The organism is Cohnella sp. WQ 127256 (genome assembly GCF_024519285.1).
In the GTDB taxonomy this organism is placed as follows: domain Bacteria; phylum Bacillota; class Bacilli; order Paenibacillales; family Paenibacillaceae; genus Cohnella.
Map to the genome: position 1 here is coordinate 317,919 of NZ_JAMZCY010000007.1, position 20,095 is coordinate 338,013.

Consider the following 20,095-nt stretch of genomic DNA (forward strand, 5'->3'; position numbering starts at 1 on the left):
TTCAACAAAAGTGTTGGAAAATAGTACAGTTTAGAGAGGCGATCATCGTGGTGAACGAGTTTATGGACTCTAAGTCGACTATTCTTCGAAAGTCGTGACTTATGAATAAGATTTAACGTGTTTTAGGAGTGAAACAGTAGATTGGAATATCAAAGTTGCCATTGTAGGTTATCCCGTGGGCGGTGTACAATGCTCATATGAAAATGACACGCAAGTTCCTATTAGTATTCGTGTTAATCTTAATTCTGCCTACCGTTGCTATTCATCAAGCCATTGTCCGTTATTCTGAACGGGTTATGCAGCTAAACATTATTGAGAACAACGAAATTATGGCTGAGTTGATTGTGAATCGAATGAACAGTGAGATGAATGACGTCGTTTCCCAACTGCAGCTAGTCGCCGGATTATCGGATCAACATGAGCTGAATCTCCCGGCTATGTATGCGAGAGCCAAACAAGCGATTTCCAAAAGCACGATTATCCAATCCATTTACTTCGTGGATACGAAACGTAATATGAAGTTCGAAGCTCCTTTTCGCCCACAATTACAAAATACAACCTACGATTATCCCAAGTTCGATCATGTCAAATGGAGCTATACGTATGTCGTATCAGGTCTTGTCAGTAATGTGCGAACTGAGAAAACGGCCACGGTCGCCATACCGGTGTTCTACGACGATCGTCAATTTCTTGGGGTGCTGGTTGCAGAATTAAGCCGTAACTTTTTATCCAATATCTTAAGAAGCACGAGTGAAACACGGGAAGGTTTCAGCTTCATAACCGATAGCGAAGGCAGAGTCATCGCCTCCACGCGCGATCAGGATTGGAACTTGGACTTCTCCGAAGAGCCGATCGTCCGACTGCTAATGAAAGGAGACTCCGGCTCCGTGCAGGAAGGCTATCGCGGCACGCCAAGTGTTATGACTTACCAGACCATGAGGGAAAATTGGGGGCTAGCGCTCGGGGTTCCGGAGAAATTTGCATTCACGTCAGTGAAAACGCTTTCGAAGGCGCTTACTTATAGTTTTTTGGGGATCTTCACTCTTATTATGTGTCTCATTCTTGTTGGAGGCCGGCAAATCCTTGTTCCAATCTTGAAGCTGACCAAGTTCGCGCAACGTATTCAAAGTCAGAAAGCGCCATCTCCGCTTCCCGAGCCAATGATGAAGCGTAAAGATGAGATCGGGGAGCTTATTCGCTCGCTTCAGGACATGAATGACCGCGTTGCCCGAACTCATCGATTTCTCCACGATATCGTCGAGGGCATTCCTTATTCGCTTATTACTTTGAACGAAGCTGGAGAAGTTACCCGAGTGAATAGGAAATGGATCGATTTGTTCGGATTAACAGAGGAAAAGTGGGAAGGGAAGAGGTTGGAGGAGCTGTCAGAGTATGGATTCCTGACGATGGATGCGAATTCTGGGGATAAAGAGGTCGCATGGACGGACGGAGAAGGAGTTACACGTATTCTTAAAATCGTCACTGCAGCTTTCTCAGACGGCGTCCTTGCGGTTGTTCAAGATATTTCGCAAATTCGGATGCTGGAATCGCATTTCAAGCAAAGCGAGCAGCTCGCGTTAATCGGACAAATCACAACGGGTATCGCTCATGAACTCAAAAATCCACTTGCTGTTCTATCCAGTTCGTCCGAGCTATTGAGAGAAGAGATCGAACTCAATCCAGATTCCGAGTGGGTGCCTACGCTCGTCCATGACATCGATAGCGAAATTTCTCGAATGACCTTGATCGTCAACGAGTTTCTGACCTTAGCAAAGACGAAGAAGGAAGCAACGGTTCCCGTTCATTTGGATCAATTGCTCAATCGTGTCCTCCACTTGCTCAGGATTAAATTTAATGAACTGGGTATTACGGTGGAACGGAATTTTGCCGTGACGGTCCCGACGATTAACGGGAAGACAAACAAGCTCATTCAAGTGTTTCTGAATTTGCTGGTTAACAGCATGGAAGCAATGCCGCGCGGAGGAACGATTGATATTCGAATAGGCGTTCTTTCCTCTGAAGTATGGGTCGAGATCGCGGACGAGGGCGAAGGTATCTCGGAGGAGCATTTGCAATGGCTGTTCAATCCATTCTTTTCGACTAAAGAAACAGGCAATGGACTTGGCTTGTCCATCGCCCAGGATATCATGAAGGAGCATGGCGGCAGCTTGGAAATGAATAGCGTTAGTAATAGAGGGACGGCGGTCAAATGCCGATTTCCCCTTGGTATGAAGGAGGTAATCAGATGACGAAGCCCGGCGTATTAATCGTTGACGATGAAATCAAGTTGTGCCGAAATATTGCCCTGAAGCTGAAACGCGAAGGCTATGTTACTTACGAAGCTTATGACGGTAAATCCGCAATTCGGAAAATTCAGCAGCAGCCGATTCGTGTCGTGATCCTCGATTTTATGCTTACGGATATGACAGGGCTGGAAGTACTGAAGAAAATCAAGGAGCTTTCTCCCGAAACGAGGGTATTCATGCTAACTGCATACGGTAATGTAGAGAATGCCGTATTGGCGATAAAATGGGGGGCTTGTGATTATTTGAATAAGCCGTTCGACCTGAAGCAACTAGCAGAGATCGTGAGGGATTGCTACGAGTCGCTGGATGAGCTCTCAGGGGAAGTTGTATTCAAGAGTCCTAAGATGCAGGCGGTAAGGGGGATTCTGGACCGGATCACGATGACGGACGCTCCGGTACTTCTATTCGGCGAGAGCGGTGTAGGTAAGACGACGTTGGCCAAATGGATTCACATCAATAGCCGAAGGAAGGATCAGCAGTTTCTTTACGTCAATTGCAGCTCAATGCCGGAAGCGATGCTGGAACGAGAATTGTTCGGGGCTTCGGGCAAAGCAATCGCAGCGGATGGAGGAACCTTGTTTCTCGACGAGATCGGAAGCCTGACACCACTGAACCAAGCCCATCTTTATCGTCTAATTGAAGAGAAAAGCATTATCTCTCCGGATACTCAAGAACGAAAAACGGTGAACGTAAGGCTTGTCACCTCATCTGGACAGCCGTTGAAGCTGCTCGTGAAGGAAGGCCGTTTCCGTGATGATCTCTATTACCTGCTTAATTTGGTGGAAATGGAGCTTCCTCCACTAAGAGAAAGAAGAGAGGATATTCCGTTACTAGTCGGCCAGAAGTTAGCTCATTTGAATATTAAATACGGTAAGCCGCTTACGGTTTCCGAAGAGCTTATGGAATTGATGGTCGATTTACCTTGGCATGGTAACATCAGTGAACTGATGAACTTGATCGAACGGATGCACCTTCTCAAGGTGAATGGGGCACTTGTCGTCGAGGATTTACCTTCATCACTGGTCGGACAATATTCGAAATCGATCGAGGATTTGCAGCTTCAAGGGAAGCTGTATGACGTGCTGGAAGAAGTTGAGGGACGCATGATTACAGATGCGCTGGATAAGACAGGCGGCAACCAGAGCAAAGCTGCAGAGCTGCTGGGTATCTCTCGAAATGCACTTATTTATAAAATGAAGAGGATTGAGCGATGAAGCGGTTGATTTCGGCGCTTGCGCTGCTTGTGCTTCTTACAGCGTGCCAAGGGGGGAAGGAAAACACACTCCAACCGGACATGTTTGCCCCGAAAGGAGACATCACGATAGGCTCGAAATCGTTGACTGAGCAGTATTTGCTAATGAAAATGAGTTCGCTCCTGCTCAAGGACAAAGGCTATAAGGTGAACGAGATGGTGTTCTTGGACAGTCCCGCGATCCGATCCGCCATGGAAGCGGGCGTAGCCGATCTCTACTGGGAGTACACAACGACCGCTAGAATCTTTTATCATAAAGAGACGCCCCTGTACGAGCCCGATGACGCTTATCGCGAGGTTTCTAGGACGGATGCAACTAAGGGCATCGTGTGGTTGTCTAAGAGTACATTTAACAGCAGTTGGGCTCTTCTCATGCGCAAAGACATTTCCGAGCAGCTCGAAATTTTTCGGATTAGTGATCTTGCTGAGTATACTCGTGCCCGTAATACGAAAATGAAGTTCGCCACGAACGCCGAATATTTGCAGCGGGAAGACGGGCTTGAGCGACTAAAAACAATCTATGATTTCTCGTTGCCGGACGATCAGGTCGTTGCGATCGATTCTGATCTGCTATCCCAGACGGTCAAGGATGGCCGGGTAGACGTCGCGGTTGGCATGGCATCGGACCCGCGAATTAAGAAAAATGATCTGGTCATCCTCGAGGACGACCGCAAAGTATTTCCGCCTTACGACGCAGCGCCAGTTATTCTGGAAAAAACGCTAGAACGCTACCCGGATGTCCGCGAAACGATGGAAAGCCTTACAATGTTTATAACAAACGAGAACATGCTTGATCTCATGTATCAGGTTGATATTTTGCAGAAGGATATTACGAAAACATCTCGCGATTTTCTTGTTAAGCACAAGCTGCTGGAACCATAGGGTAACGTCAACATTAAGGCTGGAGATCCATCAGTTCATCGCTGAAGGAGCTCTAGCCTATTTTTTTTACTCACGCCATTTTTAGATTTAATTAAGTTTAGCTTAAGGTACAGCCTGCATGATAGATTCATAGAAAGCTTAAGGAGGAATAATAAATATGAACGAACAGCACACTCACGAAATAGTTGAGCCACACACACCGGTCACTTATATAATTGATTCTTCTCAGAGGAGTACATCGGATCTACAGTCGTCATATGAAAAGGAGCTAAGCATGCAGAAGGATGTGACGCAACATTTCATAAGCGGTGGCAAACCCGAGACGTAAAAATGGGAGATCAGCGAGAACTCTGCTTGCGGCATTTTTAGCTGGTGCTGTCGTAATTGGAGGCTTATCCTATATGGCGGACAAAGAAAATTTGTTTAGCGGTAGCCAAATGGCAACAAACGGTGTAGTTAGCAACGTTAGTGGTTCATCGTTCCAGGATCCAGGAGTGACGACGGCCGCACTTAATACTAACGAAAGTATGGCAACCGTGTATGAGGCAGCTAGTCCAGCTGTTGTAAAAATCGAAAACTATACGTCGGTAGTACCTACAAGTTCACGAAATGGCTTGCGAGCTGGTCAAATGGGGCGTCAGCAACAGCAGCAAAGTAGTGAGCTAGCGCTAGCAGGCACGGGATCCGGTTTTTTATTCAAGAAGGATGGATATATTCTGACCAATGAACATGTCATTGCGGATGCCCAACAGGTTAAGGTTACCGTGCAAGGCTATGATGAGCCTCTTATTGCGAAAGTCGTTGGCACAAGCCCCGAGCAGGATTTAGCCGTACTGAAGGTGGAAAGTCCAGATGGGAGTGACTTCCCTGCACTCACACTCGGCCATTCAGATGATACGAGTATCGGAGATTGGGTTGTAGCAATTGGTAATCCCTATGGACTCGATCACACGCTAACGATGGGTGTACTTAGCGCGAAGGAACGTCCTATAACGATTACAGATGAGGAGGGAGAGCATAACTTTGAACATCTCTTGCAAACAGATGCATCGATTAACCCTGGCAACTCAGGTGGCCCTCTTCTTAATGAGAAGGGAGAAGTGATAGGGATTAACACAGCTGTTAATTCCGAGGCACAAGGCATCGGCTTCGCAATTCCGACAACGACAATCATGAATGTGCTGGATGACCTGATGACAACAAATTCACTGTAAGCTTAGCCTCAAAAGAATAATTGTAAAATCGAAGTAAGCTATCTCTAAGGTCTAATCCGACCTTAGAGATAGCTTACTTCGATTTTAGCGTCTAAGAGCATAGGTATGCGCTTACGTAAACCAATGAAATTGCACATTTTTTTTACACCTTTTTGCCTAATCTTTGCGCAGCTGACCGTCTGTGCAGGCTGTCACAAAATAGCCATAATGAGAATCGTAAAGCACACAGCGAGGTGAAAACATGAAAATCACAGCAATCGAAATTAAGCATTATTTACTACCATTGGACCCCCCCTTCAAAGCAGCATGGGACCCCAATCCTCGAAAAAAGTTTGCTTCCACCGTCGTACTCGTTCACACCGACGAAGGAATTACGGGTATTGGCTCTGGGGATCTTATGACAGGCTTCGAAGGGCACGAGCATTTGTTTATTGGTCAAGATCCATTTGCCATCGAACGCCATTCACAGATCATCGACAACATTGATTTTCATTACGGACGTTGTTGGCCGCTTGATTTGGCTTTGTGGGATCTCATGGGGAAAGCAACGGGGCAGCCGGTGTATAAGCTGCTTGGAGGACGCAACGATAAGATTCTTGCATACGCTTCCACTGGCGAGATGGTCACTCCGGAAGTACGTGCGGACCGTGCAGAGCGGTTGCTAGCCGAAGGATACAAGGCCATGAAGATTCGTTTTCACCACAAGGATGTGCGTGATGACATTAAGGTGGTCGAGGCGGTACGCAAAGCAGTTGGCAATCAGCTCGAAATTATGGTCGACGCTAATCAAGGCTGGAAGATGCCTTGGGACACAGAACCAACTTGGGATCTGAAAAAAGCGTATCAAGTCGCGAAGGAGCTGGAACAGCTAGGAGTATTCTGGCTAGAAGAACCATTGCAAAGCCACGATTTCCGCGGACTAGCTAAGCTAAGGGAAATGGTCGGGGGAATCCGAATAGCCGGAGGAGAGATGAATCGTCGGATGCACGATTTCCGGGAGATGAATTTTCTTGGCTCACTCGACGTTTACCAGCCCGATGTCGCTCTCACAGGTGGAATTACGCAAGTAAGGAAAATCGCTGATATGGTGCAGGCAAGCGGTGCTTGGTTCAGTCCTCATACGTGGACGAATGGTATCGGCGTTATGGCGAACTTACATCTGGCTGCGGCAATCAGCCATTGCCCGTATCTCGAACTCCCGTACGATCCGCCTTCTTGGACTCCGGAACGTCGTGACTTCATCCAGCAAGACAAGTTAATCATCGATTCCGAGGGCTATCTCCATCTGCCTCAAACACCAGGGCTAGGAGTGGAATTGGATTTGGAGGCTGTCGAGCGATACGCCTATAACAAGTTTTATGTAGGTGAGTCCACATGAGTTACCTATTCAACAATCCAGATAGGGTAATGCCGTTCTTCTGGGAGCATCTGTCCCTCACCTTTACTTCCTTGCTCATCGCACTTTGTATTGCTTTGCCACTTGGCTTCCTAATCGCCAAGTATAAGAAGTTGCAAACACCGGTGACAAGCGTGCTTGGTATCATCTACACGATACCGAGCATGGCATTGTACGCTGCTCTTATTCCCTACACAGGACTAGGTGTAACGACGGCGACGATAGGCCTCGTAGCATACGCCCAGATGATTCTGGTGCGGAACGTGGTTGCCTCTATCAAAGGGATTGATCCAATGATGATAGAAGCGGCTAAAGGTATGGGGATGAGCAAATGGCAAATTATTTTCAAAATTGAGGTTCCATTGGCCATACCCGTGATCATCGCCGGGATCCGGGTTGCCACGGTATCCATCATCTCGATTGCAACGGTAGCGGCTTGGATTGGAGCCGGTGGACTAGGGCGATTGATTTTTCAAGGCTTGAATCATGATCACACCGGGAAAATCATTGCCGGAACGGTCACCATAGCGATCTTAGCGATAGGGGCCGATTTGTTATTCCGTGTGATTGAAAAATTCCTCAGTCCGAGAACGAACTAACGGAGGTGTGAACTGTGAAAGTCATTGATCAAATCCGTGAATATTTCGATGGGAACACGCCTGTCTTCATCGCGAATATGAAGACACACATTTGGCTAAGCTCCTTCTCCATGATTGCAGCAATGCTGATCTGTATTCCTTTAGGGATATGGATTTCGAGAAAGCTCAAGGTCGCGAACTACATTATCAATGCGATTAATATTTTCCGAGTCATTCCCAGCTTGGCGATTATGGCGTTAGCGATGCCTCTGCTAGGAGTCGGGTTCACCCCCGCAGCGTTAGCATTAACGATTCTGGCAGGTCCACCTATTCTCATCAACACGTACGTGGCCTTTCGGGAAATTAATCCCGCCGTTAAGGAAGCCGCTTATGGCATGGGTATGACACCATTGCAGACGATCTGGAAAATTGAGCTGCCCTTGGCACTTCCCGTCATGCTGGCGGGCATCCGAACGGCTTCAGTTGAAATTATTGCAAGCGCTACCTTAGCCGTACTTATTGGTGGCGGGGGGCTAGGCAGTTACATCATCAACGGAGTTAGCATGATGTCCAAAAGCTATTTATTAATTGGAGCTGTACCCGTTGCATTGCTTGCGATCCTAAGTGAAGTTATTTTCAGCTTTTTACAACGCAAAACCAACTATTCGCACTAGGAAAAGGGAGAGGTCATCAATGAAAAAACGTTCTTGGATTAACTTACTTGTCACTATGGGTCTTGCAGTAACACTGACAGCTTGCGGCAGCGATAAAGGTGGAAAGTCAGATTTATCTATAACAGTTGGCTCGAAGGATAATACGGAAAATCATCTCATTGGTGAAATGTACGCACTAATTTTCGAAGATATGGGCATTAAGGTGAAGCGTCAGCTAAGTCTTGGAGGCACGGCTCCAACGTTCGAAGCACTCAAGAAGGGCGATCTTGATATTTATCCAGAATACACGGGTACAGGTCTTGGTGTCATGATGGAGCAGAAAGAGCCAGAGAAAGATTCGGCTAAGGCTTTAGAGAAAGTTCGCGAAGGCTTTAAGAAATGGGATATGGAGTGGCTGGATCCGGCATCTGAGAACGCGACTTACGGGTTTGCCATGAAGAAAGAAACGGCAGAGAAATATGGCATCAAAACGTATACGGATCTTGCGAAGCACAGTAAAGAACTTGTTCTATCCTATCCACAGGAATTCGATGTCCGTGAAGATGGCATTCCGGGCTTGCAAAAAATTTACGCTGACCAAGGCGGGTTCGTATTCAAGAAACAATTCCAAATCGATTATAGCCTTCGTTACAAGCCACTAGAAAACAACGAGTCCGATGTTACGGTATCGGTAGGAACTGACGGTCAAATCGCCGGTATGGGGCTTCAATTGCTGCAAGACGATATCGGGTTCTTCCCGGTATACAACGTAGCTCCGTTGATTCGCAAAGCTAAGCTAGATGCAGAGCCTAAAATCAAAGAGAAGTTAAATGCGCTTGCACCTCTTCTGACTGATGCAGCAGTTCAAACGATGAACTGGAAGGTCGACGGTCCAGATAAAGCGGAAATCGAAGACGTTGCTAAACAATTCCTAATCGACAATAAACTCATTTCAAAGTAACCGGAGGCATCTATGACAGACATTAGAAACCAACTATTTATTAACGGCACTTGGACCGAGGCTCAATCGAGCCTTCGGTCTGCTCTTTTCAATCCAGCGACCGGTGAGCAGATTACAACGGTTCCGATGGGTGGGCGCGAGGATGCACAATCGGCGATTGAAGCCGCATATGACGCTTTCCCAGCCTGGTCACAAACTGCGGCGGAGGAACGTTCCGTTTATTTGCGCCGCATCTATGACTTGATCGTAGCCAATGCCGATCACTTAGCGGAAATCATGACACTCGAGCAAGGAAAACCGGTGAAGGAAGCGAAAGGTGAGGTGCTCTGGGGCGCGGACTTTTTCCTCTGGTATTCGGAGGAAGCGAAGCGGATTAACGGAGAGATTATTCCGTCTTCCCGTACGACCCAGCGGATTCTAGTTCAACGCTATCCGATTGGTGTTGTTGCGGCAATTACGCCTTGGAACTTTCCGTCTTCTATGATCACTCGTAAGCTGGCTCCTGCACTTGCTGCAGGCTGCACCGTTGTTGTTAAGCCAGCGCCAGAAACACCGCTATCTGCGATTGCCTTGTTCGATATCTTTGCACAAGCGGGCTTGCCTCAGGGAGTTGCTAACCTAGTCATTGGGAACGCGCAAGAAATCGGACAAGAATTTCTGGACAACGAAAAGGTACGTAAAATTAGCTTTACTGGCTCGACGGCAGTCGGTAAATACTTACTGGAGCAATCGGCAAAGCAAGTGAAGAAGGTATCGCTAGAGCTTGGCGGTCACGCCCCATTCATCGTCTTCGCAGATGCTGACTTGGATGCGGCTGCTGAAGGGCTTATTTATAACAAATTTCAAAATAACGGACAGACATGCATTTGTGCGAATCGGATTTTCGTTCATGAATCCATTCAAGCTGAGTTCATGGATAAGTTCATAGCTAAGCTCAAAGATATCACGATTGGTAACGGTATGCGGGATGTTAATGTAGGCCCGTTAATCCATGAACGTGCATTGGCAAAGGTAGAGGATCAGGTTCAGGATGCGCTAGACAAAGGGGCGAAGTTGATCTCTGGTGGCGTAAGGTTGACGGAAGGTGAGTATGCGACAGGCTGTTACTATGCTCCAACCGTTCTGACAGGCGTAACTCGAGATATGCATATTTTCCAAGAGGAAACATTCGGTCCTGTTGCTCCTTTTATTACATTTAGTAATGAAGAGGAAGTAATTCGAATGGCTAACGACACGCCTTACGGGCTTGCTTCTTATTTCTATACCCGTGACTTAGCAACTACGATGAGGGTAGCGGATAAGCTGGAGTACGGAATGATCGGGATTAACGAATCCGCACTTGGTTACGTGCAGGCTCCATTTGGTGGGGTCAAGCAAAGTGGAACTGGCCGTGAAGGCGGACAACATGGTGTAGATGATTTTCTTGAATATAAGTATTTGAATATTAATTTCTGATAAGGGGGAATCGGGCGTGGGCATTGTTTTCAAAAATGTGGTGAAGCAGTATCCGAACACCGCCTCCCCAGCGGTGGACAACATCTCTTTGGACATTCAAGAGGGTGAATTCATTGTCTTCCTCGGTCCATCAGGCTGTGGAAAGACAACGTTGCTCAAGATGGTAAACCGACTTTATGACACGACGTCCGGCACGATTGAAATCGATGGCGTCGATATTAATAAAGTTCAGACGGAGCAGCTCCGCCGAGGGATTGGTTACGTCATCCAACAAAACGGTTTGTTCCCGCATATGACGATCGAATCCAATATTGCTGTCGTTCCGCGACTATTGAAATGGCAGGAAGAGAAGATTGATAAGCGGATTGATGAGCTGCTTGAGATGGTGCATCTTGATCCGAAAGTATATCGTAAGCGCCGTCCAAGCCAGCTATCCGGTGGTCAACAACAGCGCGTCGGTATCGCACGAGCAATGGCGGCTGGACCCAAAATTCTCCTTATGGATGAGCCATTTGGTGCCATTGATGCGATTACTCGAACGAGTCTGCAAGATGAGCTCCATCGGATACAGCGCCTCTTGAAAAAAACAATTTTGTTCGTCACACACGATGTCAACGAGGCGCTTCGTTTGGCGGATCGAATCATTATTATGCAAGCGGGTAAAGTCGTGCAATTCGCCACGCCTCATGAAATTGTGACGAACCCAGCAAACGACTTTATTAGACAGTTGATTGGCGAGAAGGATGTTTTTCGCAAAATGGGCTTTATGAGAGTTGAGGATGTTTACGTCTCTGCTGAGTATGCGGTAGCGGCAACTGTCGAAGGGGTTTCATTAGAGGATGATCTGAAGCAGGTATTCAACCGGATGGTGGACGCTCAGGTCCGTGAATATCCAGTCGTAGACGCGAATAATCGTCAGCTAGGTACTGTGACAATGGATCGCATTCTGACCAAATTAGGGGATTAGGGAGAGATTGGCGTGACACGGTTCGAAGAGGATGCCTTCGGTAAAGTTGAACTGCCAGAGGATGCTTTGTATGGGATCCAAACGCATCGAAGCGTGGAAAACCTATCTTTCTCCGGCCGATCATTGAGAGATTATCCGGATTATATTATCGCGCTCTCTGAAGTGAAGCAGGCTGCGGCAAGGGCTAATGAACGGGCAGGAACGCTACCCCGTTCGCTCTTCCAAGCGATTGAAGAGGCTTGCGAGGAATTAAAGACGGGCTGCCATGATGAGCAATTTATTGTTGATCCCTATCATGGAGGCGGGAGCATTGGTAGCAACATGAACATGAATGAAGTTGTTGCGAACCTAGCAAATGAAATACTAGGCGGCGCATGGGGTGGCTATCGTCCAGTGCACCCGGCGGATCATGTTAATGCATCGCAATCAACTTCCGACGCTTGTCATACCGCACTTAGAATCGCAGTGATTAGAATTGCGACGCGGTTGAGTGAAGTGTTATGGCGACTAATTGATGAAATTGAACGCAAAGGGATCGAGCTTCTTGAGGTTCGAACAATTACACGAACATGCTTGCAAGACGGAATGCAGGATTCACTAGGAACGATGTTCGCCGGGTTCGCACAGGGGCTGCGACGTAGAGTAGGACAACTGGATCTTTCAGTGAAGGCGCTCCGTGCGATCAACTTAGGAGGTACGGTCATTGGCTCTGGTGTGGGGGCTTCCAAAGGCTATCGAGTACATGTATTAGATGCCTTAAACGAAGTAACAGGTTTATCGCTCCGACACCGAGATGATTTGTACGATGCGGCTCAGAACATGGATGATCTGGCTGCAGTCTCATCAGAATTGCAACTACTGAGCAGTATGTTGATCAAGATCGCCAAGGACTTCAGACTATTATCCTCTGGTCCAGAGGCTGGATTCGGAGAACTAAGGCTCCCGGCTGTTCAGGCAGGTTCATCGTTTTTCCCTGGCAAGATCAATCCCGTTATCCCAGAGACGCTAATACAATGCTGCTTCCAGGTAATCGGGTTGGATCGTTCCGTTCAAGCTTCTCTTGAGCACGGGGAACTCAATTTGAATGTTTGGGAAGGACTAGCGGGCTTTAACGTTATGGATGCGATGAGCATGCTGCACCGCGCAGTCACCCTCTTTACGGATAAATGCGTGGTGGGGATCGAAGCCGATGGGGACAAATGCAGGGCGATGTCCAATAGCTTTATTCCTATCGTTGTTGCTTTGAAGGAAAGATACGGTTACTTACAAGTGAGTCAATGGTTGAAAGAGGAATCCATAGAGGAAATACGCAGGAGATACGAAAGCGAGGTTAACGAGAAATGAAAGCACCTCAACTGCAATGGGCGGCAGAATGGCTTAAAGAAAAAAAGCCTCTATATATAAACGGAGCCTGGTTACCAGGTTCGGGAAAAGCCATGGAAACGATTAATCCATCGAATGGCAAAGTACTTGGCACCTTTACCGGGGCATCCAAAGAGGATGTTGATTTAGCAGTACAGTCGGCCAGATCCGCCTTCGAATCAGGGGAATGGAAAGGCATGACCCGCAAGGAACGTGGCAGAAGATTGCGCCAGATTTCTGCAATTATTCGCGAATATCAAGATCAGTTAGCGACTTTGGAATCCCTTGATAACGGCAAGCTTTACAAAGAAGCCTACAAAGATGACGTTGAGGAATGTGCTGATCTTTTCGAATATTACGCAGGCTGGACAGACAAGTATTATGGGGAAATGAATCCGGTAGAGGGCAATTTCACGAGTTGGACGACACGTGACCCTGTTGGGGTGTGTGGTCAAATCGTACCCTGGAATTTCCCCATCCAGATGGCGGTGTTAAAGCTCGCTCCTGCTCTCGCAATGGGTAATACCGTTGTTCTCAAGCCATCTAGCGTCACGTCATTATCCGTAATCAGACTATTTGAAATCATCCATGATGCTGGCATCCTGCCTCCAGGAGTCATCAATCTGATTCTAGGTGAAGGGCGCATTGGCTCTCATATCACGACACATATGGATGTTGATAAAGTTTCCTTTACAGGGAGTACGCAGGTTGGTAAGCAGCTCGTTCATGATTCAGCGGATTCCAATCTAAAGCCGGTAACGTTAGAGCTCGGGGGCAAATCTCCGAATATTATTTTTGCGGATGCTCCGAATTTAGACGGCGCGATTGAACGATCCTTCTATGCCCTATTCACTCATAAGGCAGAGAAATGCAGTGCTCCGACTCGTCTTTTCGTGCAACGGCCTGTATATGAGCAAGTCGTCGCAGGCATCTCCAAGTACGCAGAAGCTTACAAATGCGGAGATCCGTTCGATCCGTCGAGCGATCAAGGCCCCCAAGTGTCTCATGCACATATGGACAGTATCCTCCGCTATATCGCGATCGGTAAGGAGCAGGGAGCGCGTCTAGTCGTTGGTGGTCATCGGGACATTGAGGGTGCAAACGCGGAAGGCTTCTATGTTCGTCCTACCATTTTCGCGGATGTAACGAACGATATGACGATTGCGCAGGAAGAGATATTCGGACCCGTGCTTTGTATCCTTCCTTTCGATACGGAAGAAGAAGCCGTACGCGGTGCCAACGATACGATATACGGTTTGGCAGCAGGCTTGTGGACGAACGATGTGGCGCGAGCTCATCGTGTTGCAAAGCAGCTAGAGGCAGGGCAAGTATTCGTTAATCGTTATGGCTGTTATGATTTCGCCAGTCCGTTTGGTGGGTTCAAGCAATCCGGATGGGGTAAAGAATATGCCATCCATAGCTTGGATTCTTTTACGAAAATGAAAGCGATTTGGATTGCCCATTGAGGCAGGAGGAAACGACAGATGGATATGTTAGCGGCGATCATGAAAGGAACGCAGCAACCGCTTTCGATAGAAAAGGTTCAGCTTGCTGAACCAAAAGCCACAGAGGTGCTTGTTAAAATCATGGCGACAGGCGTATGCCACAGTGACTTGAACGCTATGGAGGATGAGACGACTCCGGTGCCAACGATTCTCGGTCATGAAGGGGCTGGAATCGTCATGGAGGTCGGGGCTAATGTTCGAACTGTAAAGGTTGGAGATGTCGTTGCGCTCAGTTGGGTGCCGTTCTGTGGAACTTGCGAGTTCTGTCAGACAGGTCAAGTGAATCTGTGCGAATCCGCCTTTGGACCGATGTTCGCAGGTACGCTACTGGATGGAACTTCTCGGCTGAGCCAGAGTGGTCAACGGTTATATCATAACTCCTTGCTAAGCACTTTCGCAGAATACACAGTCGTTCCAGAAATGAGCTGTATCAAAATGCCGGATCATATGCCGATGGCACAAGCATCTCTTATTGGCTGCGGTGTTGCGACGGGATATGGCGCGGCTGTTCGGGCAGCTCAAGTGAAGCCAGGGTCTACGGTCGCCGTGTTCGGCATCGGCGGTGTTGGCGTAAATGCAATACAGGGTGCACGAATTGCTGGCGCTAGCCGTATTATCGCTTGTGATTTGAAAGCGCAAAATCTCGAAATTGCTAAAAAATTCGGAGCTACTGACGTGGTGAATGTCGGAGAAGTAGACGCTGCAGAAGCACTTATGGAACTGACTGGCGGCTTTGGCGTTCACTACGCGATCGATTGCTCAGGCAATACGATGGCTGCTCAGTCGGCATGGAAAGGGACGCGCAAAGGTGGCACGACAGTTGTCGTCGGTGCCTTTAACCCGAAAAAGGAGCTTGCACTTCCGGCCGGAGGCTTTCATCGAGTGGGTAAAGTGCTCAAGGGGAGCTTCTATGGAGATGTCCATCCATTCCGTGATTTTCCGATTATCGCGCAGCTATATTTGGATGGGAAATTCCAATTGGATGAATTGATTCTTGATCGCATATCCCTACCGAATATTAATCAAGCCATCGATGCTTTTCATGACCCTTGTTGCGTAAATGTTGGACGTACGGTTGTTGAATTCGGAGGTGACCCCCTTTGAGCGAATTCGATTTTCAAACGAAAACAAGAGTTGCATATGGGATTGGACGATCGAAGCAGATTGGGGAAGATGTTAAAGCTTTGAGCGGAGGAACCCATGCGGTGCTCGTTACCGATCCGGGTCTCGTCAAGGTTGGGGTAGCGGATGAAATTGCTTCTGCTCTGCGAGGCCAAGGCGTCGAGGTGACGATTTTCTCCGATGTGCAAAGCGATCCATCTAGTGTCTCGATCGACGAAGCGGCGAGCGTCATTCGCGAATCGAATACCCGTTGTGTGATCGGACTGGGCGGAGGTTCTGCGATGGATGTTGCCAAACTCGCGGCATTAGTCGCTGGGGCGAATCATCCGACTGAGCATTACGCGCTAATGGCGAACCCATTCGAGCCGAAGCAAATTAAGACGATTATGATCCCTACAACCTCGGGTACAGGTGCGGAAGTAACTAGCACCGTTGTTTTCTCTAATCGGGAGAAGCGCAAAGTATGGGGGTGGGATTACGATTTGGCTCCTGATCTTGCTTTGCTTGATCCGACATTAACAGTCGCATTGCCTCCCCATCTCACTGCTGCAACGGGTTTGGATGCACTCATTCATGCACTAGAAGCTGTTGCGGGCAAACGGGGAAATGCAATTATTCAAGCGGTAGGGCTACAGGCGATTCGGATGATTTCAGGTAGCTTAATGCAGGTGATCGAGAATCCACAAAACCTGGAGGCAAGAGGGCAATTGAGTATTGGCTCGATGTTCGGTGGAATGGCAATCGAACAAGGGGGTACCGGAATTGCACACTGCATGGGTCACGCGCTCGGCACATTAGCTCGTATCCATCATGGTCGCGCGGTAGCCATATCACTCTACCATGCTTATGAATGGAATATTGAAGGCAATGAAGCTATTCATGCGGAAATCGCTAGAGCAATGGGCGCTGTGCATACGACATCTACTAGTGTAGAAGATCAAGCACATGCTGGTGCACAATTCTATCGCAAGCTTGTGGAAGATTCGGGAATGCTACTTTCCCTTGCAGCGGATGGATTAACCTTGTCCAATGTGGATCGTTTGGCGGAAACTGCGGCATCTACGGAAAATGCTCCAATGCGTAATAACAACTGTCGCTACGCAGCGGATGAGGATTTGAATCGTTTGGCGAAGCTTATCTTACAGTAATTGAATGCGAAGGGGCGTTGATGACTTTCATCAACGCCTTTCGCCATCATGACAGGTGGTGCACAATGGGCGTCTTATTCACGATTATGGCGTTGCAAATTACTTATGTAAGCATGTTATCTATCCGCTTCATTCTTATGGTTAAAGGAATTCGTTACATCGCGGCTCTCATGAGTGCGATCGAAATCGGTATATATGTGGTTGGGTTCAAGCTTGTGTTGGACAATCTGGATAATCCTCTGAATTTGCTTATCTATTGTTTAAGTTATGGGGTAGGGGTGCTTCTTGGCGTCAAAATCGAGGAGCGTTTAGCTATCGGGTATATTACGGTACAAATCATCACGAAGACTGAGTTTGAAGAGCTCGCAGCATTGCTAAGAGGCAAAGGCTACGGGGTGACTCGTTGGGCTGGGGACGGAAGAGAAGGCAAGCGCTGGGTGCTTAACATCGTTCTTCCACGTAAACTCCAGCAACAGTTGTACCGTGATGTGCTCGCGGAAGATCCGAACTGCTTTATCGTTAGTTACGAGCCCAAGGCATTTCATGGAGGCTTCCTGGCAAGACGAATGTAGCAAATACAGGATGAGGGGGAATTCATATGGAGCAAAAACAGCATAAGGAGATGGGTGGCAATAGTGTCATAATCCGTCTCGAGATCCATGGGGAACGGATGAATTTCGGACTTGTCGCGAATATCGTATCCAGCTTAGGCGGGGATATTATCGCGATCGATACGATCCACATCGGACACGAAAGCAGCATTAGGGATATGACGGTTAACGTCGCTGACGCGTCAGGAATAGCTCTAATTACAAATGCCATCGAGAAGATTCCAGGCATTCGTGTTGTGAATACGTCGGATCGCACCTTCCTACTCCATTTGGGAGGCAAAATCGAGGTCACACCCAAGGTAACGATACAAAACCGCGATGATCTGTCACGTGTGTACACGCCAGATGTCGCCCGGGTTTGCACCGCTATTTATGAGGATCCGAACAAGGCCTATTCTTTGACGATTAAGCGAAATACGGTTGCAGTTATTTCAGACGGAACTGCTGTGCTCGGGCTCGGAAATATTGGCTCCAGGGCAGCGATGCCGGTTATGGAAGGAAAGGCGATGCTTTTCAAGCAATTCGCTGGTGTAGACGCCTTCCCGATTTGTCTGGATACGGTCGATACGGAGGAGATTATCCGCACGATTAAAGCGATCTCTCCAGCTTTCGGCGGAATTAATCTGGAGGATATCGCCTCACCGCGTTGCTTCGAGATCGAGGAGCGGCTCCGCGAAGAGCTAGATATTCCAGTCTTTCATGATGATCAACACGGGACTGCTGTGGTCACTTATGCGGGTCTGATTAATGCGCTGAAGATTGCCGGCAAATCACTCACCGAGGCTACGGTGGTCGTCTGCGGAATTGGTGCAGCGGGAGTCGCGATCAGCAAGATATTGCTGTCGGCTGGAGTCAAGGAGTTGATTGGGGTCGACAAGGAAGGTATTCTCGTGCAAGGAGGAGATTATTCGAATCCGATTAAGACAAGCTATGCCGAGTATACGAATCCGCATCGCAAGACGGGTTCTCTCAGAGATGCTGTTAGAGGAGCAGATGTGTTCATTGGTGTATCGGCAGGAGGGATGCTGACGCGGGAGGACGTTTTGGAGATGGCTCCGAATCCGATCGTGTTTGCGATGGCCAACCCACATCCAGAAATTATTCCGGGAGATATCGACGATATCGTTGCAGTTGCGGCCACTGGTCGATCGGATTATCCTAATCAGATCAATAACGTTCTCTGCTTCCCTGGGATATTCCGAGCAGCGCTAGATTGCAGGGCATCGTCTATTAACGAGGAGATGAAGCTAGCCGCATCAGCAGCAATCGCATCGGTTATATCCGATGATAAGCTTAGCAAATATTACATCGTGCCTAGCGTATTCGATCAGTCGGTCGTTGAGCGAATACGGGACAAAGTCATCCGCGCCGCGATTAATAGCGGTGTAGCAAGGAGAATTCCTAAGGAGTATCGGTAGGAGTCTGAACGGTTAGCTCGATACCGACTATCGCGAGGGGGGCTAGATTATTTAGCCCCCAACTGTTCATGATCTTCTTTACCAGAAATGGATATGGCAACGAACAAGCTTCGAGAGATCATGTTGGCCATGCTCATGATAAGGTGGAGTCTAGTGTTTTGAAGGACCTGATAGCCTAATAGACCCCCTACATTTACGATACCGGAAATATGGATATCCCCGACAGGTGTTAACTGCTTATTCACTCCAGCACCTGGTCGTAATGGTCCATCGATAATATGGATCGTTCCGATACTAGCGGCTCTTCCAAGACAGGCGTCAATAGCGATGACGAATGGATCGATATTTGTTGTGTATATCCGTTCAATCGTCTCGTCTAGATTCATCGCATGAATAGGATTTTCCAGCGTGCCATATAGATCAAATGAGTTGGAACGGTACTTGCTGAGAAGTGTTCCAGATAGAGGACCAAGTGAATCTCCCGTGCATCGATCAGTTCCCACACAGACAATAATGATCCGCCTGCTAGGCTGTAGCGCATTGAAATAGTGTTTCAATTGATTGGTTAATCGCATTGAAGCAGCGGAGTCCGTATGAGCGATATAAAAAGAAGGGTTATGAATAGTCGGCATAATGGTTCACCTTTCAAGACCGTAATGTTGTCATTTGCTTAATGATACATTATGTATCTTGAGAGGGCTGTCGTTATTTAGCACATGCTAATCCTCTGAGAGAATTTTTTTTCGACATAATGTGTGAACAAGGAATAGTACCCTAATACGTCGAAGCCTTATACGGGTATACTTTCATCCACACACACAGAGGAGTTGTCGGCATTGTTTTTACATTTTATACAATCCAAAGAACATAAAGAAGCGTTCATGGATTTGGCACAACTTGTTGCGAAAGCTGATGGCTATATAAGCGGTAATGAAGAGCGATATTTACAATCCTTTAGAAATGAAATGAATATGGAAGTCGATATGAAGCAGTCTGCATCGGAGAGGAATCTCTCGGACATTATTGAGAGCATCAAGGATGAACAGGTGAAGAACATCTTTATGGTCGAGATTCTCCTCCTTGTATTCTCAGATGGAGATTATAGCGAGGATGAACAACAGATCGTGCTGGAGATGAAACGAATATTCGGAATTTCTGATGAAACGTATGATTCGTATAAAAAATGGGTTATCCGTGTTGAACAGCTTAAGGTTGAGGGGCTCAAGCTCATCCTGAATCCAACTGCGTAAACAATCCCGTTGATG

Annotated in this window: 18 protein-coding genes; 17 read left to right on the forward strand and 1 reads right to left on the reverse strand. The window is 47.6% G+C overall.

Translation table 11 applies throughout. The annotated features are described in order from the left end of the window. Nucleotides 1–197: 197 nt before the first annotated feature. The 16 genes from M1K58_RS21570 (at nucleotide 198) to M1K58_RS21645 (ending at nucleotide 18,830) form a co-directional block, all read left to right on the forward strand. Nucleotides 198–2,249 (forward strand): PAS domain-containing sensor histidine kinase, encoded by a 2,052-nt coding sequence (locus M1K58_RS21570; RefSeq protein WP_256760946.1) that lies wholly within the window; start codon nucleotides 198–200, stop codon nucleotides 2,247–2,249. Further along, nucleotides 2,246–3,520, forward strand: a complete 1,275-nt coding sequence (locus M1K58_RS21575; RefSeq protein WP_256760947.1) for a sigma-54-dependent transcriptional regulator — start codon at nucleotides 2,246–2,248, stop codon at nucleotides 3,518–3,520. The genes M1K58_RS21570 and M1K58_RS21575 overlap by 4 nt, the downstream gene beginning before the upstream one ends. Beyond that, entirely contained in the window at nucleotides 3,517–4,440 is a 924-nt protein-coding gene (locus tag M1K58_RS21580) for an ABC transporter substrate-binding protein (RefSeq protein WP_256760948.1), read from the forward strand. The genes M1K58_RS21575 and M1K58_RS21580 overlap by 4 nt, the downstream gene beginning before the upstream one ends. 401 nt (nucleotides 4,441–4,841) lie before the next feature. After that, entirely contained in the window at nucleotides 4,842–5,654 is an 813-nt protein-coding gene (locus M1K58_RS21585; RefSeq protein ID WP_256760949.1) for a S1C family serine protease, read from the forward strand. A 241-nt stretch (nucleotides 5,655–5,895) separates the two neighbouring features. Next, nucleotides 5,896–7,032 (forward strand): mandelate racemase/muconate lactonizing enzyme family protein, encoded by a 1,137-nt coding sequence (locus M1K58_RS21590; protein WP_256760950.1) that lies wholly within the window; start codon nucleotides 5,896–5,898, stop codon nucleotides 7,030–7,032. After that, a complete protein-coding gene (locus tag M1K58_RS21595) occupies nucleotides 7,029–7,649 on the forward strand; it encodes an ABC transporter permease (RefSeq protein ID WP_256760951.1) in 621 nt (206 codons plus the stop codon). The genes M1K58_RS21590 and M1K58_RS21595 overlap by 4 nt, the downstream gene beginning before the upstream one ends. 14 nt (nucleotides 7,650–7,663) lie before the next feature. Then, complete coding sequence (locus M1K58_RS21600; RefSeq protein WP_256760952.1) at nucleotides 7,664–8,302, forward strand: ABC transporter permease; 639 nt, start codon at nucleotides 7,664–7,666, stop codon at nucleotides 8,300–8,302. A gap of 19 nt (nucleotides 8,303–8,321) precedes the next feature. Further along, nucleotides 8,322–9,242 carry an ABC transporter substrate-binding protein gene (locus M1K58_RS21605; protein WP_256760953.1) on the forward strand — a complete coding sequence of 307 codons (921 nt, stop codon included), beginning with the start codon at nucleotides 8,322–8,324 and terminating at the stop codon, nucleotides 9,240–9,242. 12 nt (nucleotides 9,243–9,254) lie between these two features. Beyond that, nucleotides 9,255–10,697 carry an NAD-dependent succinate-semialdehyde dehydrogenase gene (locus M1K58_RS21610; protein WP_256760954.1) on the forward strand — a complete coding sequence of 481 codons (1,443 nt, stop codon included), beginning with the start codon at nucleotides 9,255–9,257 and terminating at the stop codon, nucleotides 10,695–10,697. Between the two features lie 16 nt (nucleotides 10,698–10,713). Beyond that, nucleotides 10,714–11,664 (forward strand): ABC transporter ATP-binding protein, encoded by a 951-nt coding sequence (locus M1K58_RS21615; protein ID WP_372339192.1) that lies wholly within the window; start codon nucleotides 10,714–10,716, stop codon nucleotides 11,662–11,664. Nucleotides 11,665–11,676: 12 nt separating this feature from the next. Next, a complete protein-coding gene (locus M1K58_RS21620) occupies nucleotides 11,677–13,008 on the forward strand; it encodes a lyase family protein (protein WP_256760955.1) in 1,332 nt (443 codons plus the stop codon). Next, complete coding sequence (locus M1K58_RS21625; protein WP_256760956.1) at nucleotides 13,005–14,492, forward strand: aldehyde dehydrogenase family protein; 1,488 nt, start codon at nucleotides 13,005–13,007, stop codon at nucleotides 14,490–14,492. The genes M1K58_RS21620 and M1K58_RS21625 overlap by 4 nt, the downstream gene beginning before the upstream one ends. A gap of 18 nt (nucleotides 14,493–14,510) precedes the next feature. Beyond that, the gene (locus M1K58_RS21630) at nucleotides 14,511–15,635 is read left to right on the forward strand and encodes a Zn-dependent alcohol dehydrogenase (RefSeq protein WP_256760957.1); all 1,125 of its coding nucleotides are present in this window, start codon (nucleotides 14,511–14,513) and stop codon (nucleotides 15,633–15,635) included. Beyond that, nucleotides 15,632–16,801, forward strand: coding sequence for an iron-containing alcohol dehydrogenase (locus M1K58_RS21635; RefSeq protein ID WP_256760958.1), 1,170 nt, complete (start codon nucleotides 15,632–15,634; stop codon nucleotides 16,799–16,801). Before M1K58_RS21630 ends, M1K58_RS21635 begins: the two co-directional genes overlap by 4 nt. A gap of 65 nt (nucleotides 16,802–16,866) precedes the next feature. Beyond that, a complete protein-coding gene (locus M1K58_RS21640) occupies nucleotides 16,867–17,373 on the forward strand; it encodes a DUF2179 domain-containing protein (RefSeq protein WP_256760959.1) in 507 nt (168 codons plus the stop codon). 26 nt (nucleotides 17,374–17,399) lie between these two features. After that, a complete protein-coding gene (locus tag M1K58_RS21645) occupies nucleotides 17,400–18,830 on the forward strand; it encodes an NAD-dependent malic enzyme (RefSeq protein ID WP_256760960.1) in 1,431 nt (476 codons plus the stop codon). Nucleotides 18,831–18,877: 47 nt separating this feature from the next. Here M1K58_RS21645 and yyaC read toward each other — a convergent pair whose 3' ends face one another. Next, entirely contained in the window at nucleotides 18,878–19,462 is a 585-nt protein-coding gene (yyaC, locus tag M1K58_RS21650) for a spore protease YyaC (RefSeq protein ID WP_256760961.1), read from the reverse strand. 204 nt (nucleotides 19,463–19,666) lie between these two features. On the opposite strand from yyaC, the gene M1K58_RS21655 reads away from it, so the two are divergent. Continuing rightward, nucleotides 19,667–20,080 (forward strand): tellurite resistance TerB family protein, encoded by a 414-nt coding sequence (locus tag M1K58_RS21655; protein WP_256760962.1) that lies wholly within the window; start codon nucleotides 19,667–19,669, stop codon nucleotides 20,078–20,080. Nucleotides 20,081–20,095: the final 15 nt, after the last annotated feature.